A 21,811-nucleotide genomic window follows, 5' to 3' on the forward strand; every position below is an offset into this window, starting at 1 on the left:
GGTTAACTGTTAGTGTTTGGTTTGATACGTATGATCCACATTTCGTCGTCATACGAAGCATTTAGTTTGGAGTAGTATGAGGTTAGCGCATTGTTCCAAGTCTCGTGCTTTTTCAAATACACGTACCTGTGGTTGTCTTCTGGGTTTATGAAATAACTGGCATTTAAGCCTTTGGCGTTCAATTCTTTCACAAAGTGGTTGGCACTGGATGAGTTTTCAAACACATTGGCAATGATGTAATATCCAGAACCAATACCACCAATTTTATAGGTGTTGTAGGATACGTTTGATTTACCTCCCTTGTTTTTGGACACGTTTTTATGGAGCACATTGTTTCCATATTTGGAATCGTTGGCACTGGCCATGGCCGTAAATCCACCAAAACCGGAGTCTTCATCATTCACGTTCATCACCCAAGCGTCACCTGAATACGTTCCATTTAGGTTGGTATGATAGGCAGTCAAGGCTTCTTTTTTCTCTTTGTATCCATTTAGGTAAACGTAGTTGAGACCATTTTTAGGATTGGTAAAGTATCCGGCATCAATTCCTTCTGATTGTAACTTTTCTACAAAAGCAGTTGCGTTGTCCTCATTTCTAAAAACGTTGGCAATCAAATAGTGACCACTGGAAACGTTTGGTATATCGTATGATTTAAAATGGGTTTTAGATGTTTTTTTAGCGCGATACGTCTTATCCTTCTTAACCTCTGAAGTACTGGCCACTCGGGTGTCATCGCCATCATCATTCAAACGAATGACTTTCTTGGCAGCCGTGGTATTGGAAAGCCCATGATTGGCCAAGGGCTGTCTTTTTGTGGTCACCAAATCAGCGGTATCCGCGTTGGCAAAATAGACTTCCTTGGCTTTTTCTTCCAACTGTGGATTTTCCCCACGGGTCTCACGACGGACCATTTTCATAACGGTTTCAAACCGTTTCTCCAAATCTTGCCTACGTGTGGTTTCAATGGAGTCTTGGCGCATTAAAAGCTCGTCCAAAATGGCATCGTTTTCAGCCAATTTTTCTTTTAGTTCAGCGATTTCAAGATCTTTGTCCGTGATGTTAAGACTGTCTTGGGGAACGTTGTCATTTTCAACTAGCTCCTCCCCTTCTTTTTCAAGCATTACGCGGTCTTCTGTAAGATTTGGCGTAAAGGAATAGGCCAATGAGATTTCATGACTGATACCAAAATTTTCAAAATTATTGGTCAATCCTTTTTCAACCGTATATCCCAATGATAGGTTTTTGTTTAGGTTGAATCCTAAACCAGCCGATGCTCCGTAGAAATCATCGTATCCTGCTTGAATCCAACCCAATTTTGGTAAATCCAAGATGAGGTTTCCCCCTAGAACAAGGTTTTCATCACCTACTTTACGAACACGTGCCAAAGGCATCAATCTGGCCTGTTCCATGATGCCGGCACCATTTTCAAACCGATGGGTATATTGTAGGTGTCCTGAATAGGTTTTCTCTGCAAAATCAGTCACTGATTCACTAGTTTTCAGGTTATAATCAAATAAGTTTTCGGCAAAACCACCCACATCAAAATTTCCAAAGGAAAGGTTGAATCCGGGTTGAAAGCTTACCAAGGAACTGCTCTCCAATGTATTCAAGAAAGGGTCATCCTCAACCGCATTGGCCCTATCTTGGTTGAAGGCACTTTGGTAATAAGAAAAGTTCGCTCCGAAGGTAAATGTAGTCTCCTCACCCAAACGAACGCCATACGCATAGTTGGCATGCACACCAAAGTTGTTGAACAAACCTTCACGATTGGTGAATAAGCTTAAACCAACACCGCTCCTATCACTTACCCGACCACTATAGCTCAAGAAATATACCTGGTTGTTGTCATCAAAAGAAACCGATTGGTTTCTGTGAAACAAATTGATATATGACTTGTCCTCACGAACCGTTGAGAAGGTTGGGTTCAATAGGAATCTATTGAACTTTAACAAGTTCTGTGAAGGGATGTTATAGGGCACAAAGGGATCTTCTTCCTGTCCGTGAACCACAGTTGTGGCAGCGGAGAAAAAAAGTAGCAAGAAAGATGTAAATAATAGTATCGGTTTTTTGGTCTGCATCGCTATTTAATAACAGTTATGGTGCCCTGCTTCAGGGCTTTTCCTCCCCGCGAGATCTTGTAATAGAAGATCATACTGGGTTTGTTGAACGCCATGGTGGATTGCGGCCAGTTATTTTCATATGCCGTTTGACTGAACACTTGTTCCCCTCTTTCATTAAAGATGGTTACAAGTACATTTTGGTCTCTGGAATATGTATTTGGTAGAATCCATAGGTCATTTATTCCGTCTCCGTTGGCAGTAATCACGTTTGGAATCGCGAACATATCACGGTAAGCAACGGTGATAACGCGACTTACAGTACAGCTGCCGAAGTTGGCCACAAGTAGATATTGGCCTTCCTCTTGGAATCCATAAGAATCTTGTGTGCCGATAAGATTGTTGTTGGCGTCGAACCACTCGTAAGAATCTGCACCACTGGCAGTAATGGTTCCCGTTTCGCCTTCTATTATGATAAGGTCTTTGGGTTTGTCCAGTACAAGTAGGGATTCATCAAATGCCCGGATGGTCAACTCGTTGGAGGTTATTGGGCAGTCGCTGGTTCTTATAATTAATTGGTATACACCAATTTCATTTACGGTATAGCTTTCGGATGATGTATCCACAATCTGGCCATCTTTTACCCATTCAAAGGTTTCGTTGGCCAAACTTTGAGAACTGGTCAGCGTGATGGCTTCGCCGCCTTCACAAAGTACAGTTCCATTAGCTGAGATGTTAAGGTTGGAATTAGGTGAAAGCTTAACATTTAAGGTATTGGACACAGCATTGAAGCCGTCCAAGGTTCCATCTAATTTGTATGCTCCGTTCTTTTCATGATTGGAAACAGTAATAGTTTTGGAGGTTTCACCAATAATGGCAGCCCCATCGAGCTTCCATTGGTAAGCAAATGAAGATTCCAAATCGGAAGTCACATCAGTTTTTGCACCAGTATCGCTAACAGCTTTTACGGCCGCTAGACTAATAGTGGCATCCGTATTGTCACAATCGGCATAGGCTCCTATAAATTCAATCACCAATTCAAAGGAATCAGGTGAAACAACAGTGGTGATTTCTGAATTTTTAGGTCCAGAAGAACAACCACCTCCATTTTCGGTGACCTCAGCGTAATATTCTCCAATAGCATTGATTACCAAAGAACTGGTTGTAGCACTGGCGATGGGTGACCCATCTTTGTACCACTGATAGCTTGGTGAGCTGGCGGTTGTACTAACGGAAAGTGTCTTTGTTTGTGAAGGCAATAAAACAATGTTTTCATCATTCTGTCTGGATACTTCAAATGAACCTGCGCCTGTAAGAACCACTGCTGATGAACGTTCTGTACAAGCGGAAGCACCACTAATTTCAACCTCATAACTACCTTCAAATCCGGTAATGCCGGTATTTACTGCAAAAGTTGACCCTTCTAACGTGGGGCCACTAACAACGCTTCCATCTTTATACCAAGTATAGGTTAGACCGATGCCCGTAATGCTGGCCTCCAATGTATAGGGGTCGCCAGGACACAGTTGTACGTTGCTGTCACCGTTAATGGCAATCCCCATACTGGTACCATTGTTGATTTCGATGGTGTTTGAAAGGGTATTGGCCGAACCGGAACAAATGGAACCGTAGTCCAATTCAACATAATACATACCTGGAGTTGAGACAGTTATGCTTTCTGTTTTCTGTGGCAACAAAGTTCCACTTCTGTACCAATTGTACAGATAGGTGCCCGCGTTGGGAATGTTGTGAGGCTTAAGGGTTACAGAGCCTCCGTCACAAATTTGTATTAAACCTCCAGCAGGAATGGTTCCGCTTCCGTTTTGACTTATAAGCAAAGGGAGGTTGTAGTCGATAAAGTACATGGGGTATGCGTCGGATGCAGGGCTGGTTTTCGCTGGACTTGTGCTTCGAACCCTAAATTTGTAGCCTTCACCACGGATGTCATTAGGTAGTGCAAATTCAAATTCGAAATCAAAAACAGTGTTTTTATCTGCCAAACGGGCCAATTCCCTTGGAGAACCGAAGTTTCCATAAGCATCGGAAAGCTCTAAAATGAATTCATTGCTAGGATCCACCAAAGGTGGGCTCCAGGTAAAGTTCACAAAGTACTCGTTGAAGTTGGCAGAAGCGCATGCTGCGGTCCAGGCTGAGTTGCCGGCCAAGTTGGGGTTGTCCGCGGCTATAGGCTTGTTGAGCACCTGGGCCACCATGGTTGAGGTTCCCAAAAGCATCATGGCCATAGCCAGAACGAGAATGCCATAAGTTGAACTACTTTTTTTCATCAGCGTTAGTTTTAAGAGGTTGAGGGCAATAATTGCCCGTTAGTTTGTGCCCCTTAATTTCTTTAGTTCGTAGCAGCGCTGTTCACACGCGACTTTTTCATATAGCATTCCAATAACAAATATGATTTTAATTTCGTCGAAAGGAAAGATATTGTTGTCGACCGCACTAAAAGTGTTGTGAAATGGCTTACTTTGTATACACCAAGAGCTGAATAATAGCTATGAACACTGGATTTTACTACATTTGCGCTTCAAAATTGGGATATGGCGGAAGAAGCTAAATCATTGAACTTTATAGAGCACATCATCGAAGAGGACCTGCGAAATGGGTATGCGATGGACGAATTGCGTTTTCGTTTTCCTCCTGAACCGAACGGGTACCTCCACATTGGCCATGCAAGCTCCATTTGCTTGAATTTTGGCTTGGGATTGCGGTACAATGCCCCGGTTAATCTTCGATTTGATGATACCAACCCTGCGAAAGAGGAGAAGGAGTATGTGGATGCAATCAAAAATGATGTGTCATGGCTTGGTTATGAGTGGGATACGGAATGTTACGCATCGGATTACTTTCAGCAGTTGTATGATTGGGCAGTGGAGCTTATCAAACAAGGAAAGGCGTATGTAGATAGCCAATCTTCAGAGGAAATAGCTAGTCAGAAGGGAACTCCAACGGAACCTGGTACCGAAAGTCCTTATCGAGGTCGTTCTGTGGAAGAAAATTTGCAGCTTTTTGAAGGCATGAAGAATGGGGATTTCAAGGAAGGTGCCCATGTACTTCGGGCCAAGATAAACATGGCCGCACCGAATATGTTGATGCGTGATCCTGTGATGTATCGAATTCTTCACAAGGCGCACCACCGAACAAATACCGATTGGTGTATTTATCCGATGTATGATTGGACCCACGGGGAAAGTGATTATATCGAGCAAGTCTCACATTCCTTGTGCACACTGGAGTTTTTGCCACACCGAGAGCTATATGATTGGTTTTTGGACCAATTGGTATCTAAAGATAAGTTGCGCCCTAAACAGCGCGAATTTGCCCGAAGAAACCTCAGTCATACGGTTGTAAGTAAACGAAAATTACTTCAATTGGTGGAGAGCAAGGTGGTTGAAGGTTGGGATGACCCTAGGATGCCTACCATTTCTGGATTGCGAAGAAGAGGATATACGCCGGAATCCATCAAAAATTTTGCGGATACTATCGGTATCGCCAAACGTGAAAATGTAGTTGATGTTTCTTTGTTGGAATTTCATGTACGCGAACATTTAAATAAGATTGCACCTCGTGTGATGGCTGTTCTAAGTCCTTTAAAATTGGTGATTACCAATTATGAAGAAGGAAAAGAGGAATGGCTTGAGGCTGAAAATAACCCAGAAGATGAAGCAGCTGGTTTTAGAGAAGTACCGTTTTCTCGTGAGTTATATATCGAGCAAGAGGACTTTAGGGAAGAAGCCAATCGTAAATTCTTTCGTTTGAAGCTAGGTGGAGAGGTTCGTTTAAAAAATGGATATATCATTAAAGCTGAAAGTTGTACTAAGGATGCAGCAGGGAATGTTGTTGAGGTTCAATGCACCTATGACCCCAAGAGTAAAAGTGGGTCTGGTACAGAGGAAAGCTTGCGCAAGGTAAAGGGTACGTTACACTGGGTTTCCATTCCGCATGCAATAACTGCGGAGATTCGTTTGTACGATCGGCTTTTTAATGACCCTACTCCAGACGGACATAAGGACAAGGATTTTATGGATTTTATAAATCCTGATTCTTTGGAAAAGGTGACAGGTTATTTGGAACCAAGTTTAAAAGAGGCACAACCTGGAGATCAATTCCAGTTTCAGCGAATGGGTTATTTTAATGTCGACAAAAATTCTACAGCCAAGAACCTCATTTTTAACAGAACGGTTACGCTGAGGGATACGTGGGCAAAATTGGAACAAAAAGACTAGCATAAATTTTCTTTATTGAAAGCCCACATACCATTTGGTTTGTTTATTGAAACAGGCTTGTTTTAAGGCGTTTTAGGAGGTTTTTGTAAAGGTGCAATCCGTTTGCAAGGGAGGTTCTGGGATCATCTGATATATCGCGTTTAATTAAGTATTTGGTATGGCGCTGGGAAATTGGTAAAATCAGGAAGTTTACGTGTAAGAAATATCACCGTTAAATAGAAAAGGGAGCCAATTGACTCCCTTTTTCTCTTCATTGAATACCTCAATTCAATTATTCCTCTTTCTTTTTGTTCTGTTGTTTCATGGCTTCACCAATTTGGTTGCTGGCCGTAAAGGAAGCAACCATGTTGTTTAACATATCACTTCCAGCTTGTGGTGAGTTAGGCAACAAAATCAAATTGGTGTTGGTTTCTTCACCGATGGCTTGTAGCGTATCGTAATGTTGGGTTACTACAATTAAAGCAGATGCTTCTTGGGAATTGATACCCACCTTATTCAACACTTCTACCGATTCTTCCAAACCTCGGGCAATCTCCCTTCGCTGATCGGCAATACCCTGACCTTGCAATCTTTTGCTTTCCGCTTCTGCTTTTGCTTTTTCCACAATTAGGATTCGGGCGGCATCTCCTTCAAATTGGGCGGCAATTTTTTCTCGTTCTGATGCATTGATGCGGTTCATGGCGGCTTTCACTTGAGCATCTGGGTCAATATCGGTCACCAAAGTCTTGATGATGTCATAACCATACTCCAACATGGCATCTTGTAGCTCTGCCTTAACGGCAATGGCAATGTCATCTTTTTTAACGAAAACATCATCTAATTTCATTTTAGGAACTTCGGCACGGACTACATCAAAGACGTAGGAAGTTATCTGATCATGGGGATATTCCAATTTGTAGAAAGCCTCATAAACCTTGTCTTTTATGACAACATACTGTACGGAGACCTTTAGTTTTACAAATACATCATCTTTGGTTTTTGTCTCAACGATGACATCCAATTGTTGAATTTTTAAACTAAGTCTGCCAGAAATTCGGTCAACAATTGGAATTTTCATCTGGAGACCCGAATTACGTATGCTTTGGAATTTACCAAACCGCTCAATGATAACAGCAGTTTGTTGCTTAACAATGAAGAAGAACTTAAATAATATGATAAGCCCTATAAAAAGAATCGGGATTAATAGATAGTTGCCCATAGTGTTTATATTTTATGTTAGAAATGGAAATTACGAAACTCTCCAACATATTAGTAGGCAACCGTTAATTTTTGTTACGCATCCGTCAATTGGGAAGCGAAGAAATGGCTATTTGAATGCGGTGTATGCTTTCTTCTTTTCCGATAAGCTCCAAAATGTCGAACAAATGTGGTCCCTTCATTTCGCCAACAATCACTAATCGAAAGGGAGGCATCACTTTTCCAAAGGAAAGTTCTTTTTTGCCAATCCAATCTTTGATTGTGGTTTCAATGGTGGCAGAAGAAAAATCATCGATTGCTTCCAAAATCGATATGACTTCATTCATGATTTCAGGAGTGTCTTCCTTCCATTGTTTTTTAACGGCCTTTTCATCATAGGAGGTTGGTGTTTCAAAGAAGTAGTTGCCCAACTCCCAAAAGTCAGAAACAAATGATGCTCGTTCCTTAATCAGGGAAACAACCTTAGTAACGTAGTCTTTAGAGGTTTCAATATTTTTTGATGGTAGGTATTGCAGAAATAATTCAGCCAAATCAGCATCACTTTTACGTTGTAACCATTGTTGATTATACCAATTGTTTTTTTCTGGGTCAAAGCGTGCCCCTGATTTGTTTACGCGTTCCAAGGAGAAGGAGTTGATAAGCTCATCCAAAGTGAATATTTCTTGTTCCGTTCCTGGATTCCACCCCAACAATGCCAAGAAGTTTATCACGGACTCAGGGAAAAAGCCTGCTTCGCGGTATCCCTGTGATTGATTCCAAGACAATGGAAAAACTGGGAAACCACCTTTTTCACCGTCACGCTTGCTGAGTTTTCCTTTTCCAACGGGTTTCATAATCAAAGGCAAATGGGCAAATTGTGGAGCTTTCCATTCAAAAGCGTCATATAACAATTGGTGTAGGGCTAAAGAAGGTAGCCACTCCTCACCGCGGATTACATGGGTAATTTGCATGAGGTGATCGTCCACAATATTGGCCAGGTGGTAAGTAGGCATCCCATCGCTTTTAAAGAGCACTTTGTCATCCAGTATGTTGGTGTCAATTTTAATTTCACCACGAATGATGTCGGTCAAAAGTAGTTCCTCATCCTGTGGAGATTTAAAACGTATAACGTAGTCCTCCCCGGCTTCAAGTTTGGCCTTCACCTCTTCAGTGGAGAGTGATAGGGAGTTGGAAAGTTTCAATCGATTATGCCAATTGTAGATAAAAGTCTTCCCTTTTTCTTCATGGTCCTTGCGATGAAAATCCAAACGCTCCGCGGTATCAAAAGCGTAGTAAGCTTTCCCTTTTTCAATGAGTTGAAGGGCATAGTCTTTGTACAAGTTTTTACGCTCGCTTTGTCGGTAAGGCCCAAATTTCCCTTCTTTTCCGGGTCCTTCATCAAAAGGAATTCCGCACCAGTTAAGGGCTTCAATAATGTAGGCCTCGGCACCTTCCACATAGCGGTTTTGGTCTGTATCCTCTATACGAAGTATAAAAGTGCCATTGTGTTTTTTCGCAAACAGATAATTGAAAAGTGCGGTTCGTAGACCGCCAATATGTAAAGGGCCGGTTGGGCTTGGGGCAAATCTTACCCGAACGTTTTCACTCATGATTCATACGCTTGAATGGCAAAGATACATTCCTCGGTATGATTTGAGAAAGGAATTGTGGCGGCATTTTGGTTTGTCGTTAGCCCTGATATAGTAAGGTTTAACAAAAATTTTCGGATGATTTCAGCGGTAACGGGTATCTTGGTGGTAAAAATCATTGATTTTGAGCAGTTATCAGGACGTTTTAGGCAAGTTGGAACGCTTCACAAAGAAGTACTACACCAAGCAATTGATTAAGGGTGCGCTGCTTTTTTTGACCCTGGGATTGTTGTTTTGGCTAGCGGTGATGTCGTTGGAATTTTGGCTATGGTTGAATAACGGATGGCGATTAACATTGTTTCTGATTTTTGTTTCCGTTGAGGTTTTCTTGCTCTACAAGTTGATAGCTGTTCCTATTTTTTATTTGCTAAAGTTTCGAAGGGGAATTGATAATAAAGAGGCTTCGATGATTATTGGCAAACATTTTCCAGAGGTTGACGATAAACTTTTGAATTTGTTGGAACTTTCAGACAATCCCCAGAAATCGGATTTGTTATTGGCAAGTATAGAACAACGTGCGCAACGTTTGGGGCCGGTTCCTTTTACGGAGGCTATCGACTTTAAGGAAAGTTATAAGTACGGGAAGTATGTGTTGATCCCCTTAGGCTTGTTGGCGTTTATTTGGATTTCGGGCAATATCGTTTCCTTCTTTAATTCCTATGAAAGAGTTGTGAATTATGATTTGGCGTATGAAAAGCCCGCACCATTTTCTTTTAGAGTTTTAAATGAGAAGCTTGAGGTTTTGGATAATGAACCGCTCACGATTTCAGTGGCCACAGAGGGTACAATTAAACCGGAAAGAGTGTTCATGGTGGTGAATGGTGAGGAGCTTTTGCTTAAGCAACAGGGGCACAGGTATGTCTATACATTTGAACCGCCAGTTGCGGAAAGTTCGTTCTATCTTACAGCTAATGGATGGAATTCTAGAACATACTCAATTAAAAGTTATAGCACACCTGCGTTAGTGGATTTTCGAATGAAGTTGGATTTTCCGAGGTATCTCAATAGAAGCTCTGAAGTTGTCACAGGTACTGGCAATGCCATAGTTCCTGAAGGCACAAAGGTTGGTTGGACTATTGAGGGGACCAGCGTGGATAGTATTCGATTGAAAACAGCAGATACGAGCTTGGTTTTTGAGCGAAAGGGAAATCAATTTGTGCATTCTACACGACTGTATAATGATTATGGGTATGAGTTGAGTACTTCAAATAATCATGTGGTAGATTTTGAACGGTTGGCATATGGGATTGATGTAGTTAAGGACGCAAGAGCCACCGTGCAGGTTACTCAGGTGATGGATTCTTTGAATCCAAATCAATCATTTTTTACAGGACAAGCGGCGGATGATTATGGGATAAAGGAAATTCGTTTGGTTTGTTATCCCTCGGATGATATGCAGAGTAACCAACGAATTGCTTTGGAGAGGCCCAACACTAATGTGTATCAGTTTTATTATACGTTTCCTTCTGGTCTTCAATTGGAGGAGGGCAGGAACTACAAATTGTTTTTTGAAGTAGTTGATAATGATGGTGTTAGAGGTGGAAAGGTAACCAAAAGTGAGATTTTTGATGCTACGGTATACGACGATAACCAACTGAAAAACAAAGAGTTAGAGTTTCAAAATACCACGCTATCTAGGATGAATCAATCTCTTGAAGAGTATAAGAATCAAAAGGAGGAGCTTTCCAAAATCAATGATCTTCAAAAGGAAGAAAGGGTTTTGACTTTTGAGGATAAAAACCAAATCAAGGATTTCCTTCAAAAGCAAGAACGTCAGGAGCAGTTGATGGAAAAGTTCAGCAACGATCTAAAGAAGAGTTTGGAGAAAGATGATAGTGATAGTGAGGTTAAGAAAATGCTACAAGAGCGTTTGGAGCGTCAAGAATTAGAAGCCAGAAAGAATGAGCAATTATTGAATGAACTAAATGAACTTTCGGATAAGATAAAGAAGGAAGAATTGCAGCAGAAGCTTGAGGAACTGGGTAAGAACCAAGGGAAGAATGCCCGTAATCTAGAACAGCTTTTGGAGTTGACAAAGCGATATTATGTTACGGAAAAGGCTTCTCAATTATCCAAGGAGCTTGAAAAGTTGGCGGAGAGGCAGGAGTTATTGTCGAAGTTGGATATTGGTCAAAAATTGACCAACAAAGAACAGGAAAAGCTCAATGATAGTTTTGAGGATTTGGCCAAGGAATTAGATGAGCTTCTAAAGGACAACAAAGGATTGAAAAAGCCTGTAGCTATGGATGTCTCCAAGCAACAAGCCGATGCGGTAAAAAGTGATCAGAAGGATGCGCTTGAGGAAATCAATAAGCATCAAGGAAATGACCAATCTTCGGATAGTCAACAGCGAACCGAATCTGGAAATAAAATTACTCAAAAGCAGAAATCGGCCGCTCAAAAAATGAATGAAATGAGTCAGGCATTACAACAAGGAGCCATGGGTGGAGGAGGTTCTCAGGAGACAGAAGATGCTGAGATGTTGAGGCAAATTTTGGATAATTTGGTAACCTTTTCTTTTAAGCAGGAGAATCTTTTTGATAAGATTGAGAGTGCTGATGTAGATATAGCCCAGTTCTCCAAAACCGTTCGTGATCAGAATGAATTACGACGACTGTTTGAGCATGTGGATGATAGTTTGTTTGCACTATCCTTACGTAGAGTGGAGCTTTCTGAATTCGTAAATGAACAGATTACCGAAGTATATTATAACATTGATAAATCTTTGGAAAGTATAGCGGAGAATCAGATTTATCAGGGGGCGTCTTATCAACAGTATGTAATCAATGCAACTAACGCCCTCGCTGATTTCTTAGCCAATATTTTGGACAACATGCAACAGAATATGAAAGCAGGTCAGGGAGGTGGTGGCCAAGGTTCAGATTTTCAGCTTCCGGATATTATTAAAGGCCAACAGAGTATTCAGGAAAAGATGGAAGGTTCTGGGCAGAATGGTAAGCAGTCACAAAGTCAGGGGGAAGAACAAGGTGAAGAAAAGGGAGAACAGCAAGGGAATGGCGAGGACCAACAGGGGCAGCAGGATGGCCAACAAGGAAGTCAAGGTAATAATGGTTTACAAGAGGGTACTGAAGGAATCGGTAATGGCCAGGATGAAATGGGACTGAATGAGGTTTATGAAATTTACAAAGAGCAGCAGTTCTTACGCCAACAATTGGAGCAGCAGCTGGAGGACATGATCAATAAGCAAGATGGTGATTTAGCTAAAAAGCTGCTGAGGCAGATGGAGGATTTTGAGAATGATTTACTTGAGAATGGCATTACGGAAAGAACCATGAGTAAAGTCAATACCATACAACATGAGTTAATGAAGTTGGAAAATGCAACCTTAGAACAGGGCAAGAAAAAGGAACGAGAAAGCACTTCAAATAGAAACCAGTTTACTAACCCCATAACTACCAGACCAGACCTGCTTGAAGATTACCAGAACGACGTTGAAATATTAAACAGACAAGCACTACCTTTGCGGCAAAATTACGAGCAGAAGGTTAAGGTTTATTTTAAAAATGATTGAGTTTCATTTTAAGTCTGATTTAGTATTACAAGATGTAACCAATTACTCCGATTGGATTAGTAGAATTTTGGATTCTGAAGGTTATCAATTGGGACAGTTGGATTATGTTTTCTGTACTGATGAATTTCTTTTGGAACTCAACAAAGAGTATTTGAATCACGATACGTTTACTGATATTATCACCTTTGATTATTCAAGTGGAAGTACTATTTCAGGAGATATTTTTATTTCAACGGAACGCGTTTCAGAGAATGCTATGACTTATGGAGCACCCTTCGAAAATGAATTGCTGCGGGTGATGAGCCATGGCGTTTTGCATTTAATGGGCTATGGAGATAAGTCAGATTCTGAAACCAAAGTCATGCGTAATAAGGAGGAGGAAAAGATTAAAATGTTCCACGTGGAACCATAGATATGTTTGAAAAGGAATATGATGTTATTGTAGTTGGAGGTGGGCATGCTGGCGCGGAGGCTACGGCAGCTGCAGCCAACATGGGTTCAAGGACACTGTTGGTTACAATGAACCTACAGACTATTGGACAAATGTCTTGCAATCCTGCTATGGGAGGAATCGCAAAAGGGCAAATTGTTCGTGAGATTGATGCCCTTGGCGGGTATAGTGGAATCATTACGGACAAGTCAGCCATTCAGTTTAAAATGTTGAATAAATCCAAAGGCCCAGCCATGTGGAGTCCGCGTGCACAAAATGACCGTATGAGGTTTGCTGAAGAGTGGCGATTGGCTTTGGAAAGTACTCCAAATGCAGATTTCTATCAGGAAATGGTGTCCGGTCTTTTGGTGGAAGGAGACAGGGTGGTTGGAGTACGAACTTCATTGGGAATTGATATTAGGTCTAAGGCTGTTGTGTTGACAAACGGTACATTTTTGAATGGCCTTATCCACATTGGCGAGAAGCAATTTGGAGGTGGAAGAGCAGGGGAAAAGGCTGCTACTGGAATTACGGAACAGCTAGTTGATTTTGGTTTTGATAGTGGTAGAATGAAGACAGGAACTCCTCCTAGGGTAGATGGTAGATCTCTTGATTATTCTGTTATGATACCTCAGCCTGGTGATACCAAACCTGAAAAGTTTTCGTATTTGGACACACCCGTCTTAACAACCCAACGGGATTGTCATATGACGCATACAAGTGCCTTGGTTCATGATTTGTTGCGTGAAGGTTTTGGTCGTTCGCCCATGTTCAATGGACGGATTAAAAGTATTGGACCTAGGTATTGCCCTTCAATAGAGGATAAGATTAACCGTTTTGCTGATAAGGATTCGCATCAAATTTTTGTAGAACCAGAAGGCTGGCACACTGTTGAAGTTTATGTAAATGGATTTTCCACATCGCTTCCTGAAGATGTTCAATACAAGGCATTGAGATCGGTTAAGGGATTCGAGCATGTTAAGTTCTTTAGGCCTGGGTATGCTATCGAATATGATTATTTTCCACCAACTCAATTGAAGCATACACTGGAAACCAAGCTGATAAATAACTTATATTTCGCGGGTCAGATTAATGGCACTACGGGTTATGAGGAAGCGGCATCTCAAGGATTAATGGCGGGTATAAATGCACATCTAAAGATCAATGAAGAGGAGCCTTTTGTGCTGCGAAGGGATGAAGCTTATATCGGTGTTTTGATAGATGATTTAATTACGAAGGGTACAGAAGAACCCTATCGGATGTTCACTTCCAGAGCTGAGTATCGAACTTTACTTCGTCAAGACAACGCCGATTTCCGTCTTACTCCTAAAGGATATGCCATTGGTTTGGCCAAGGAAGAGCGCATGCGCAAGATGGAGAACAAGCAGGAGAAAGCAGAAAGTTTTGTTTCTTTTTTCAAGAAAACCAGTTTTGATCCAGAAGAAATCAACCCTATTTTGGAGTCCTTGGACTCAGCAACAGTTAAACAATCTGACAAACTGTTTAAGGTATTTTCTCGTCCAAAAGTGACCATGGACCACATGCTCCAATTAAGCTCCGTTTCTGAGTTTGTTGAAGAGAACAATCTGAATTCAGAGGTAATGGAACAGGCGGAAATTGAGGTTAAGTATTCTGGATATATCGAAAAGGAAAAGAATAATGCTGATAAACTACAGCGATTGGAAAGTGTTCGAATCCCAGATAATTTTGATTACTCCAAACTAAAATCGCTTTCCTTTGAAGCTCGGGAAAAGCTAGAGTCCATTCAGCCGGTAACCATATCCCAGGCATCACGAATCAGTGGGGTTTCCCCAGCTGATATTAGTGTTCTTTTGGTGTATTTGGGAAGATAAAGAAGTTGTTTGTTCCACGTGGAACATGAATTGATTTTCCTTTTTTAGGATGCTCTGTGGCTTGATTTTTGATTCAACTTTTTCTTTAGCCAGGCCATCATGAAAAAATCATCGTTCATTGCACTAGGGTTGCTTTTTTTAACTTCCTGCATTCCATTACGAATTGCCCCTAATATCAAAGATTATAAAATCACGAAAGGCAAAAGGTTTAAAAGGGGTTTGCCAAAAAAGACCGTTTTCGTTTTTGAGGACCCAAAGGAGGCCAATGATTTTTACAATTTTGTAAACACAAAGTTTCAACTTCAAGATTATTATGTGGATGTTCAGGTTCCTTTTGAGGTCGACGAAAGAACATATTTCTTTTCTTTTTATGAAGTTGAAATTCCCACAAAGACGCTTAATTTAATTCCTATTGTGTTGGATGGTATGTTATCTGAAGCGGCCAACATGGATCCTGTCTTTGATGAAGTTCATACGTCAAGAAATGGAAACAGGTATATTGCTTTAGAGGTTTTTAATAGCATTGAAAATGATTGTTTAAGTGAAGGCGCTATTTCAAGGGATGTAGTTTTAACCTATCTTCGGCAACTGAAAAGCGAATATTTGGCGACCGATAACTATAATGAAGTTGTATTTAAAAACTAAGGATTACTCTGTTTCTGGCGAAACTTTCGGTTTGTATTGGGATGCCGATTTGGACATGCTGGTTACCAAACCGCAACCTAAGGATTTAGCCCCGTATTATCAAAGTGAGGCTTATATTTCCCATACAGATGCCAAAAGTAGTTTTACAGATAAGCTATATCAGGCCGTAAAGCGTAAAAACCTTAGAAATAAGTTACAACTTGTTGATAATCAAGAAAATAAAACCGAATCACTCCTTGATATTGGTGCTGGAACCGGTGATTTCCTTGCAATGGCTCAAAAATCGGGTTATACCATAGCCGGAGTGGAACCAAATGTAAAGGCGAGGGAATTGGCCATGGCAAAGGGTGTAGAATTAAATTCTAGTTTGAAGGAGTTGGCTAAACAGAAGTTTCAGGTTATTACCCTTTGGCATGTTTTGGAGCATCTTCCCAATCTGGAGGAACAAATAGGAAGTTTCATCTCCTTACTCGAAGATGACGGAACCTTGATTATTGCGGTTCCCAATTTCAAATCTTTTGATGCCAAATATTATAAAGGTCATTGGGCCGGTTTTGATGTACCTCGACATCTTTGGCATTTTTCCAAAACGGCCATCACCAAACTTTTTCAACAACATGAAATGGAAGTGATCTCCATTCGGCCGATGTGGTTCGATGCATTTTATGTCTCCATGCTTTCAGAAAAGTACAAAGGCAATAGACTCTATTTGATCAGTGCATTTTTTGTAGGACTCTGGTCAAATCTTAAAGCAATCTTCACCAAAGAGCATTCTTCCCTCATTTATATACTGAAGCGCAAGAAATAGGCCAATATCTGCTCGCTAATGGGTTTTCTGGATGATATGCGCACATGAGCCTTCCTGAGGAGAGAAATGCGCTCAGAGACTTCTTTCTAAACGCCTGTAAAATAGACGAAATCAATTCCAAGAGCCGAAAACGATAGTTTTTTCCAATGGGCTTTATTTTTCCCTTTTTCAGTTCATAAAAAGATAATGGCCCGCATTCCAAAAGCTTTCCTATTTTTGCGCATCAGTAAAAAGACAAACATGAAAAAATTTATGATAATGGCTGTTGCCCTTACCGCAATGGCATGTCAGCAGAACAAGATTGGATATGTGGACAGTGTTAAGTTGCTGGACGGCTATCAAGAGAAAATAGATGTAGAGGCTCGCTACAAAACAAAGGCAGATGCCATGACCAAAAAGAGGGACAGTATTTCCCAAGCATTCCAAATGGAATTACAGGCATTCCAGACCAAGGCGGAAAAAATGTCACAGCAAAGTGCTCAAGAAGAGTATGGGCAATTGCAGCAGCGCGGACAGTTTATTGGTCAACAATTACAGCAAGAAGAACAACAATTGCAACAGACCGGCCAAGTTGAAATGGATACCTTGGTAAAAAAGGTAAAGAAGGAAATTAGAGCGTATGGAGAGGCCAATGGCTACACCTACATTTTAGGTGGAGGTGATGGTGGCTCCGTATTGTATGGTGATGAAGCACAAAACTTGACTGATGTCATTCTAGAACTATTGAACGAGAAATACAAAAAATAATCTCGAACACATTATAAATGAAGGCCCACTCTATAGAGTGGGTTTTTTGTTTAGAACTGATTTACTGCATCAAGTACACCAAAAACAGGGTTGGAATAAAGTAGATGACTATGGTCTGGGCACCAACATAATCTTTGGCCACACGCTGGCCCAACAGAAGCATCAAAAGAGTAATAGCAGCAAAAACGGCACCGTAAAAGCCGATGTAACTTTTGCCCTCTACAACAAATTGAACAATCCCCACCGCAGAGAGAACCCCGGACATGATTTCCATAACCAACACAATTCCCAGCAATAGCGGAACATTTCCTTTGAACGGAGTTTTGGAAAAATGACCATTGAGCCAGCCCAAGTTGCCTTTCCAATCCAGGACTTTGTCAATACCGCTCTGTAAAAAAGTGATGGTCAAAAAAACTAATAGAAGAATTTCTGCCGCATTGGAAGTTAAGTTTTGCATGGTATTTAAGTTTTTTAAGCCGCTTTGGTATGCAACAGCCGTGTAAGTTTTATGGATAGATCCGTAAAAATGATTTTGGAATTTCCGTTTCGTTCCACGTGAAAAATGGCCTTTTCCAACTCGTCCACAATATCCAAAATGTTGTTTTCATGTACAAAAGGAGCAAACTTGTTCAGGTCAAAACCCTCAACATGAATTTTGGTGTAGACCAGGTCATTGGCTTTATAGTTGAGCAAAAGCGCTTGCCGCATCACGGTGAGGCAATAATTTAAAAACTGCTTTTGTACCTCCCGGCCTGTTTTGGCAACTTCATCACTCCAAAGGATCAACTCTTGGATGGCACCTTTGTTTCCTTTCGCTTTGAAGGCGCTTCGTACCCACTGTACAAACCATCGTTCAAACACCAAATCCTCAGAATCCTTGTTCATCAGGTCCAATGCCTTATTGAAATTTCCATTGGCTTCCTGGGCCATGGTATGCGCTTCACTGGGGCTGACTCCCTTTTTTATAAGTTCATCGGTAATGACTTGCTCGGTCAATGGGGGAAAATGCAATATTTGACATCGGGAACGGATGGTATTGATGATTTGCTCTTCCTCTTCAGCCAACAACAACAAAACTGTTTTGTTAGGTGGTTCCTCAATCAATTTGAGTAGTTTATTCGCTGCAGAAATGTTCATTTTTTCCGCCATCCAAAGAATGAGCACCTTATACCCGCCTTCATAGGATTTTAAGGACAACTTTTTCACCATGTCCTGGGCCTCATCCACCCCAATCTGCCCTTGCTTTTTCTCAATGCCGATATGTCGGTACCAATCAAAAAGATTACCGTAAGGCTGCTCCTTTACAAATTGCCGCCATTCTTCCAGATAGTGGTCACTCACGGCATGCGATTTCACCTTGTCCGAATTGGAAACGGGAAAGGCAAAATGCAGGTCAGGATGCGTCAACGAATTGCATTTTGTGTTGCAGACTACATTTTCTCCTTCATTTTCGCCTCCAGTGTTGCTACACAACAAATATTGGGCGTAAGCCAGTGCCATGGGAAGGATTCCGGAACCTTCGGGCCCAACGAACAATTGGGCATGTGCCACCCTTCCGGAATTGGCGGTGGTCACCAAATGGTTTTTGATATGCTCTAGACCTAAGACATTTTTGAACAGCATAAGCCAAAGATACATTTTTTAGCTTCCCCATCTTTTGACGATTTTTTGGGAAAACAACAAAAATATAACCCGTGTGAGAAGACCAAAACACAGGAAATCTTTACTTTTGAGCTTCTCTTAAAGACACACTACATGAAGACGATTGACGATTACAACTTTGAAGGAAAAAAAGCATTGATCCGTGTTGATTTCAACGTGCCGTTGGATGGCGAGTTCAATGTTACCGACACCAGCAGGATTGAGGCTGCCAAGCCTACCATTCTTAAAGTATTGGAAGATGGGGGTTCTGCTGTTTTAATGAGCCACTTGGGAAGACCCAATGGTAAAGTAAATCCAGATATGTCCCTTTCCCACATTGTTGAAACCGTTTCGGAAATCATTGGAGTGGAAGTGAAATTTGCAGAGGATTGTGTTGGGAAAGTGGCCGATGAAGCGGTTGCAAAATTGGAAGACGGGGAGGTGCTTTTGTTGGAAAACCTTAGGTTCCACGATGAAGAGGAAGCTGGTGATGAAGCGTTTTCCGAAGCATTGGCCAAACACGGCGATATTTATGTGAACGATGCCTTTGGAACGGCCCACCGTGCACATGCCTCAACTACCATTGTGGCTAAGTTTTTCCCCAATAACAAATGCTTTGGATATCTACTGGCCAAAGAAATTGATGCAATCGCCAAGGTGATGCAGACAGGAGAGAAACCAGTCACCGCCATTTTGGGTGGCTCCAAGGTTTCTTCCAAAATCACCATTATTGAAAATATTTTGGATAAGGTTGACAACCTCATCATTGGCGGGGGAATGACCTACACTTTTGTAAAAGCAAAGGGCGGTAAAGTTGGTGATTCCATTTGCGAAGACGATAAGATGGACTTGGCAATGGACATCCTAAAACAAGCCGAAGCCAAAAATGTAAAAGTGTATCTCCCTGTTGACGTTTTGGCCGCCGATGATTTTAATAACAATGCCAACACACAGTACGTAGACGTTGATAAAATCCCCGATGGATGGCAAGGTTTGGACGCGGGGCCAAAGACGTTGGAGAATTTCAAACAGGTGATATTAAATTCCAAGACCATTTTGTGGAACGGTCCCGTGGGTGTTTTTGAAATGGAAAGTTTTGCCAAAGGAACCATCGCCATCGGGAATTATATTGATGAAGCCACCAAAAATGGGGCATTTTCCCTTGTTGGAGGAGGTGATTCCGTGGCCGCAGTGAAACAGTTTGGCTTTGAAGATAAAGTAAGCTATGTATCTACCGGAGGAGGCGCCATGTTGGAAAGCCTTGAAGGTAGAACCCTTCCCGGAATTGCTGCAATATTGGACTAGTTTGTACGTTAAGGATTATTGGGGAATGAGTTAAAATTCAGTCGTTTTTGACCCGAAATTTTAATATTTCAGAAAAAAGCGCCATTTTAGTTCGCCCCAAAAACCAAACCTTGTCCAAATGAACCAAAAATTGAACACAGCGATCTGTGCAGCGCTTCTTTTTTCAGCTTCCATGGTAACTGCCCAAGAGATTGATTCCATTCAATTGGCAGACGTGGACTCTACCCTATTGCAGGTGGATGAAGCACCAGAAATCACTCTTGCCAGCACAAGTATTGATGGTAGGCCAATCGTTTTGGAAGCCAGCAAGAATGGAGAATTTCAACTGTTGGATTTGGAAGAGGCACAAAGGTATGATAGCCTTTGGTTGAAAGAACTTCATAGCAGTGCCCAATTGTTCAGCGACATGTTGTTGGAAATTGAGAATGGACCCGGCACCGATTCCATTATTGTAGTGGATTTGCCCACGGATACCTTGAAGGCTCGTTTGGCTCTAATGAATGAAAAAACACCATTCAACATCAGCTACAATCCATCATTGGAAAGCGTTATTAAATCCTTCTTAACGCGAAAAAGGGATTTAATGCAGCGCATGATGACAGCAAGCCAGTTCTACTTCCCTTTGTTTGAACAAGAATTGGACAACCACGATATTCCGCTTGAGATTAAATATTTGGCCATAATTGAATCCGCATTGAATCCAAGAGCTCGTTCCCGCGTGGGAGCCAAAGGGCTTTGGCAATTCATGTATGCCACGGGAAAAATGTATGGGCTAGACGTAAGCAGCTATGTGGATGAACGACATGACCCCATATTGGCCACAAAAGCAGCCAGCAAGTATCTTTCCAAATTATATGAGATTTTCAATGACTGGGATTTGGCCTTGGCGGCCTACAATTCAGGTCCGGGGAATGTGAACAAGGCTATCCGAAGGTCTGGAGGGTATGAGAACTATTGGAACATTCGTCCCTTTCTTCCACGTGAAACAGCGGGTTATCTTCCGGCATTTTTGGCCACCATGTATATTTTTGAATATGGCGAGGAGCACGGACTTCAATACAAAAAAGCGGACCGTCCTTACTTTGAAACCGATACGGTTCATGTAAAAAACCTCATCACTTTTGATCAAATCTCGAAGTTGGTAGACATCAGTACCGAAGAATTGGAGATGTTGAACCCAGCATACAAACTGAATGTGATTCCTAAAGTGAAAGGAAAGGATTATGCACTTCGTTTGCCCAAATCCAAAATCGGAAAATTTGTGGCGAATGAGGAACAAATCTATGCTTATGTGAAGAAGGAACTGGATTCGTTGGAAAAACCATTGCCTCAAATGATTGCTTCCGAAAGCCAAATACGTTACAAAGTAAAAAGCGGTGATTACTTGGGGAAAATTGCCGAACGCTACGGAGTGGGAGTTAGTCAAATTAAAAGCTGGAATGGGTTGCGAAGCAACAACCTACGAATTGGTCAGCGATTGACCATTTTTCCAAGAAAGCCCTATATCCCTGAAAGCACGGCAGCTAAATCAAGTGCAACAAAATCGGCTTCTGGAACCGTGGCTGGCAACTCCAAAACACATACGGTACAGCCCGGGGATTCGCTTTGGACGATTTCCAAAAAATATCCTGGAGTTTCTATTGAAAATTTACGAGAATGGAACGGTCTTAGTAGTAATAACCTAAAACCGGGCACAAAACTTAAATTGTGCGATTGTTCTTCGTAAATTTAAC

15 protein-coding genes are annotated in these 21,811 nt (G+C 41.5%); 9 read left to right on the top strand and 6 right to left on the bottom strand.

Annotation, left to right across the window (positions count from 1 at the left end):
- Positions 1–2: 2 nt before the first annotated feature.
- On the bottom strand, positions 3–2,078 hold the full coding sequence (locus ACFSJE_RS10320; protein WP_379830892.1) for a PorP/SprF family type IX secretion system membrane protein: 2,076 nt from the start codon (positions 2,076–2,078) through the stop codon (positions 3–5).
- Between the two features lie 2 nt (positions 2,079–2,080).
- Positions 2,081–4,342, bottom strand: coding sequence for a T9SS type B sorting domain-containing protein (locus tag ACFSJE_RS10325; protein ID WP_379830893.1), 2,262 nt, complete (start codon positions 4,340–4,342; stop codon positions 2,081–2,083).
- Between the two features lie 264 nt (positions 4,343–4,606).
- Between ACFSJE_RS10325 and ACFSJE_RS10330 the strand changes: the two genes are divergently transcribed.
- Positions 4,607–6,292, top strand: coding sequence for a glutamine--tRNA ligase/YqeY domain fusion protein (locus tag ACFSJE_RS10330; RefSeq protein ID WP_379830894.1), 1,686 nt, complete (start codon positions 4,607–4,609; stop codon positions 6,290–6,292).
- 271 nt (positions 6,293–6,563) lie between these two features.
- Here ACFSJE_RS10330 and ACFSJE_RS10335 read toward each other — a convergent pair whose 3' ends face one another.
- Both ACFSJE_RS10335 and gltX read right to left on the bottom strand, forming a co-directional pair.
- On the bottom strand, positions 6,564–7,490 hold the full coding sequence (locus tag ACFSJE_RS10335) for an SPFH domain-containing protein (RefSeq protein ID WP_379830895.1): 927 nt from the start codon (positions 7,488–7,490) through the stop codon (positions 6,564–6,566).
- A gap of 85 nt (positions 7,491–7,575) precedes the next feature.
- Positions 7,576–9,078 carry a glutamate--tRNA ligase gene (gltX, locus tag ACFSJE_RS10340; protein WP_379830896.1) on the bottom strand — a complete coding sequence of 501 codons (1,503 nt, stop codon included), beginning with the start codon at positions 9,076–9,078 and terminating at the stop codon, positions 7,576–7,578.
- A gap of 163 nt (positions 9,079–9,241) precedes the next feature.
- On the opposite strand from gltX, the gene ACFSJE_RS10345 reads away from it, so the two are divergent.
- The 6 genes from ACFSJE_RS10345 to ACFSJE_RS10370 all read left to right on the top strand — a co-directional run bounded on the left by ACFSJE_RS10345 (position 9,242) and on the right by ACFSJE_RS10370 (position 17,132).
- Positions 9,242–12,649: a coiled-coil domain-containing protein gene (locus ACFSJE_RS10345; protein WP_379830897.1), complete on the top strand. Its 3,408-nt coding sequence runs from the start codon at positions 9,242–9,244 to the stop codon at positions 12,647–12,649.
- A complete protein-coding gene (ybeY, locus tag ACFSJE_RS10350; RefSeq protein ID WP_379830898.1) occupies positions 12,642–13,061 on the top strand; it encodes an rRNA maturation RNase YbeY in 420 nt (139 codons plus the stop codon). Before ACFSJE_RS10345 ends, ybeY begins: the two co-directional genes overlap by 8 nt.
- A gap of 2 nt (positions 13,062–13,063) precedes the next feature.
- Complete coding sequence (gene mnmG / locus ACFSJE_RS10355; RefSeq protein ID WP_379830899.1) at positions 13,064–14,932, top strand: tRNA uridine-5-carboxymethylaminomethyl(34) synthesis enzyme MnmG; 1,869 nt, start codon at positions 13,064–13,066, stop codon at positions 14,930–14,932.
- Between the two features lie 219 nt (positions 14,933–15,151).
- The gene (locus ACFSJE_RS10360) at positions 15,152–15,577 is read left to right on the top strand and encodes a hypothetical protein (RefSeq protein ID WP_379830900.1); all 426 of its coding nucleotides are present in this window, start codon (positions 15,152–15,154) and stop codon (positions 15,575–15,577) included.
- The gene (locus tag ACFSJE_RS10365) at positions 15,555–16,385 is read left to right on the top strand and encodes a class I SAM-dependent methyltransferase (protein WP_379830901.1); all 831 of its coding nucleotides are present in this window, start codon (positions 15,555–15,557) and stop codon (positions 16,383–16,385) included. The genes ACFSJE_RS10360 and ACFSJE_RS10365 overlap by 23 nt, the downstream gene beginning before the upstream one ends.
- 240 nt (positions 16,386–16,625) lie before the next feature.
- The gene (locus ACFSJE_RS10370; protein WP_379830902.1) at positions 16,626–17,132 is read left to right on the top strand and encodes an OmpH/Skp family outer membrane protein; all 507 of its coding nucleotides are present in this window, start codon (positions 16,626–16,628) and stop codon (positions 17,130–17,132) included.
- 61 nt (positions 17,133–17,193) lie between these two features.
- Here the strand turns inward: ACFSJE_RS10370 and ACFSJE_RS10375 are convergent, their stop codons facing one another.
- Both ACFSJE_RS10375 and ACFSJE_RS10380 read right to left on the bottom strand, forming a co-directional pair.
- Entirely contained in the window at positions 17,194–17,589 is a 396-nt protein-coding gene (locus ACFSJE_RS10375) for a DoxX family protein (RefSeq protein ID WP_379830903.1), read from the bottom strand.
- Between the two features lie 14 nt (positions 17,590–17,603).
- Entirely contained in the window at positions 17,604–18,755 is a 1,152-nt protein-coding gene (locus ACFSJE_RS10380; RefSeq protein WP_379831555.1) for a DNA polymerase III subunit, read from the bottom strand.
- Positions 18,756–18,887: 132 nt separating this feature from the next.
- Between ACFSJE_RS10380 and ACFSJE_RS10385 the strand changes: the two genes are divergently transcribed.
- Complete coding sequence (locus ACFSJE_RS10385; protein ID WP_379830904.1) at positions 18,888–20,078, top strand: phosphoglycerate kinase; 1,191 nt, start codon at positions 18,888–18,890, stop codon at positions 20,076–20,078.
- Positions 20,079–20,196: 118 nt separating this feature from the next.
- Positions 20,197–21,804, top strand: coding sequence for a LysM peptidoglycan-binding domain-containing protein (locus ACFSJE_RS10390; protein ID WP_379830905.1), 1,608 nt, complete (start codon positions 20,197–20,199; stop codon positions 21,802–21,804).
- The last annotated feature ends 7 nt before the right edge of the window (positions 21,805–21,811 follow it).

The organism is Flagellimonas iocasae (genome assembly GCF_042682725.1).
Classification (GTDB): domain Bacteria; phylum Bacteroidota; class Bacteroidia; order Flavobacteriales; family Flavobacteriaceae; genus Flagellimonas; species Flagellimonas iocasae.

Excerpts from the sequence above, each read along its gene's own strand:
- ACFSJE_RS10320 (WP_379830892.1), bottom strand. The coding sequence starts at position 2,078 with ATGCAGACCAAAAAACCGATACTATTATTTACATCTTTCTTGCTACTT.
- ACFSJE_RS10325 (WP_379830893.1), bottom strand. The coding sequence starts at position 4,342 with ATGAAAAAAAGTAGTTCAACTTATGGCATTCTCGTTCTGGCTATGGCC.
- ACFSJE_RS10330 (WP_379830894.1), top strand. The coding sequence starts at position 4,607 with ATGGCGGAAGAAGCTAAATCATTGAACTTTATAGAGCACATCATCGAA.
- ACFSJE_RS10335 (WP_379830895.1), bottom strand. The coding sequence starts at position 7,490 with ATGGGCAACTATCTATTAATCCCGATTCTTTTTATAGGGCTTATCATA.
- gltX (WP_379830896.1), bottom strand. The coding sequence starts at position 9,078 with ATGAGTGAAAACGTTCGGGTAAGATTTGCCCCAAGCCCAACCGGCCCT.
- ybeY (WP_379830898.1), top strand. The coding sequence starts at position 12,642 with ATGATTGAGTTTCATTTTAAGTCTGATTTAGTATTACAAGATGTAACC.
- mnmG (WP_379830899.1), top strand. The coding sequence starts at position 13,064 with ATGTTTGAAAAGGAATATGATGTTATTGTAGTTGGAGGTGGGCATGCT.
- ACFSJE_RS10365 (WP_379830901.1), top strand. The coding sequence starts at position 15,555 with ATGAAGTTGTATTTAAAAACTAAGGATTACTCTGTTTCTGGCGAAACT.
- ACFSJE_RS10370 (WP_379830902.1), top strand. The coding sequence starts at position 16,626 with ATGAAAAAATTTATGATAATGGCTGTTGCCCTTACCGCAATGGCATGT.
- ACFSJE_RS10375 (WP_379830903.1), bottom strand. The coding sequence starts at position 17,589 with ATGCAAAACTTAACTTCCAATGCGGCAGAAATTCTTCTATTAGTTTTT.
- ACFSJE_RS10380 (WP_379831555.1), bottom strand. The coding sequence starts at position 18,755 with ATGCTGTTCAAAAATGTCTTAGGTCTAGAGCATATCAAAAACCATTTG.
- ACFSJE_RS10385 (WP_379830904.1), top strand. The coding sequence starts at position 18,888 with ATGAAGACGATTGACGATTACAACTTTGAAGGAAAAAAAGCATTGATC.
- ACFSJE_RS10390 (WP_379830905.1), top strand. The coding sequence starts at position 20,197 with ATGAACCAAAAATTGAACACAGCGATCTGTGCAGCGCTTCTTTTTTCA.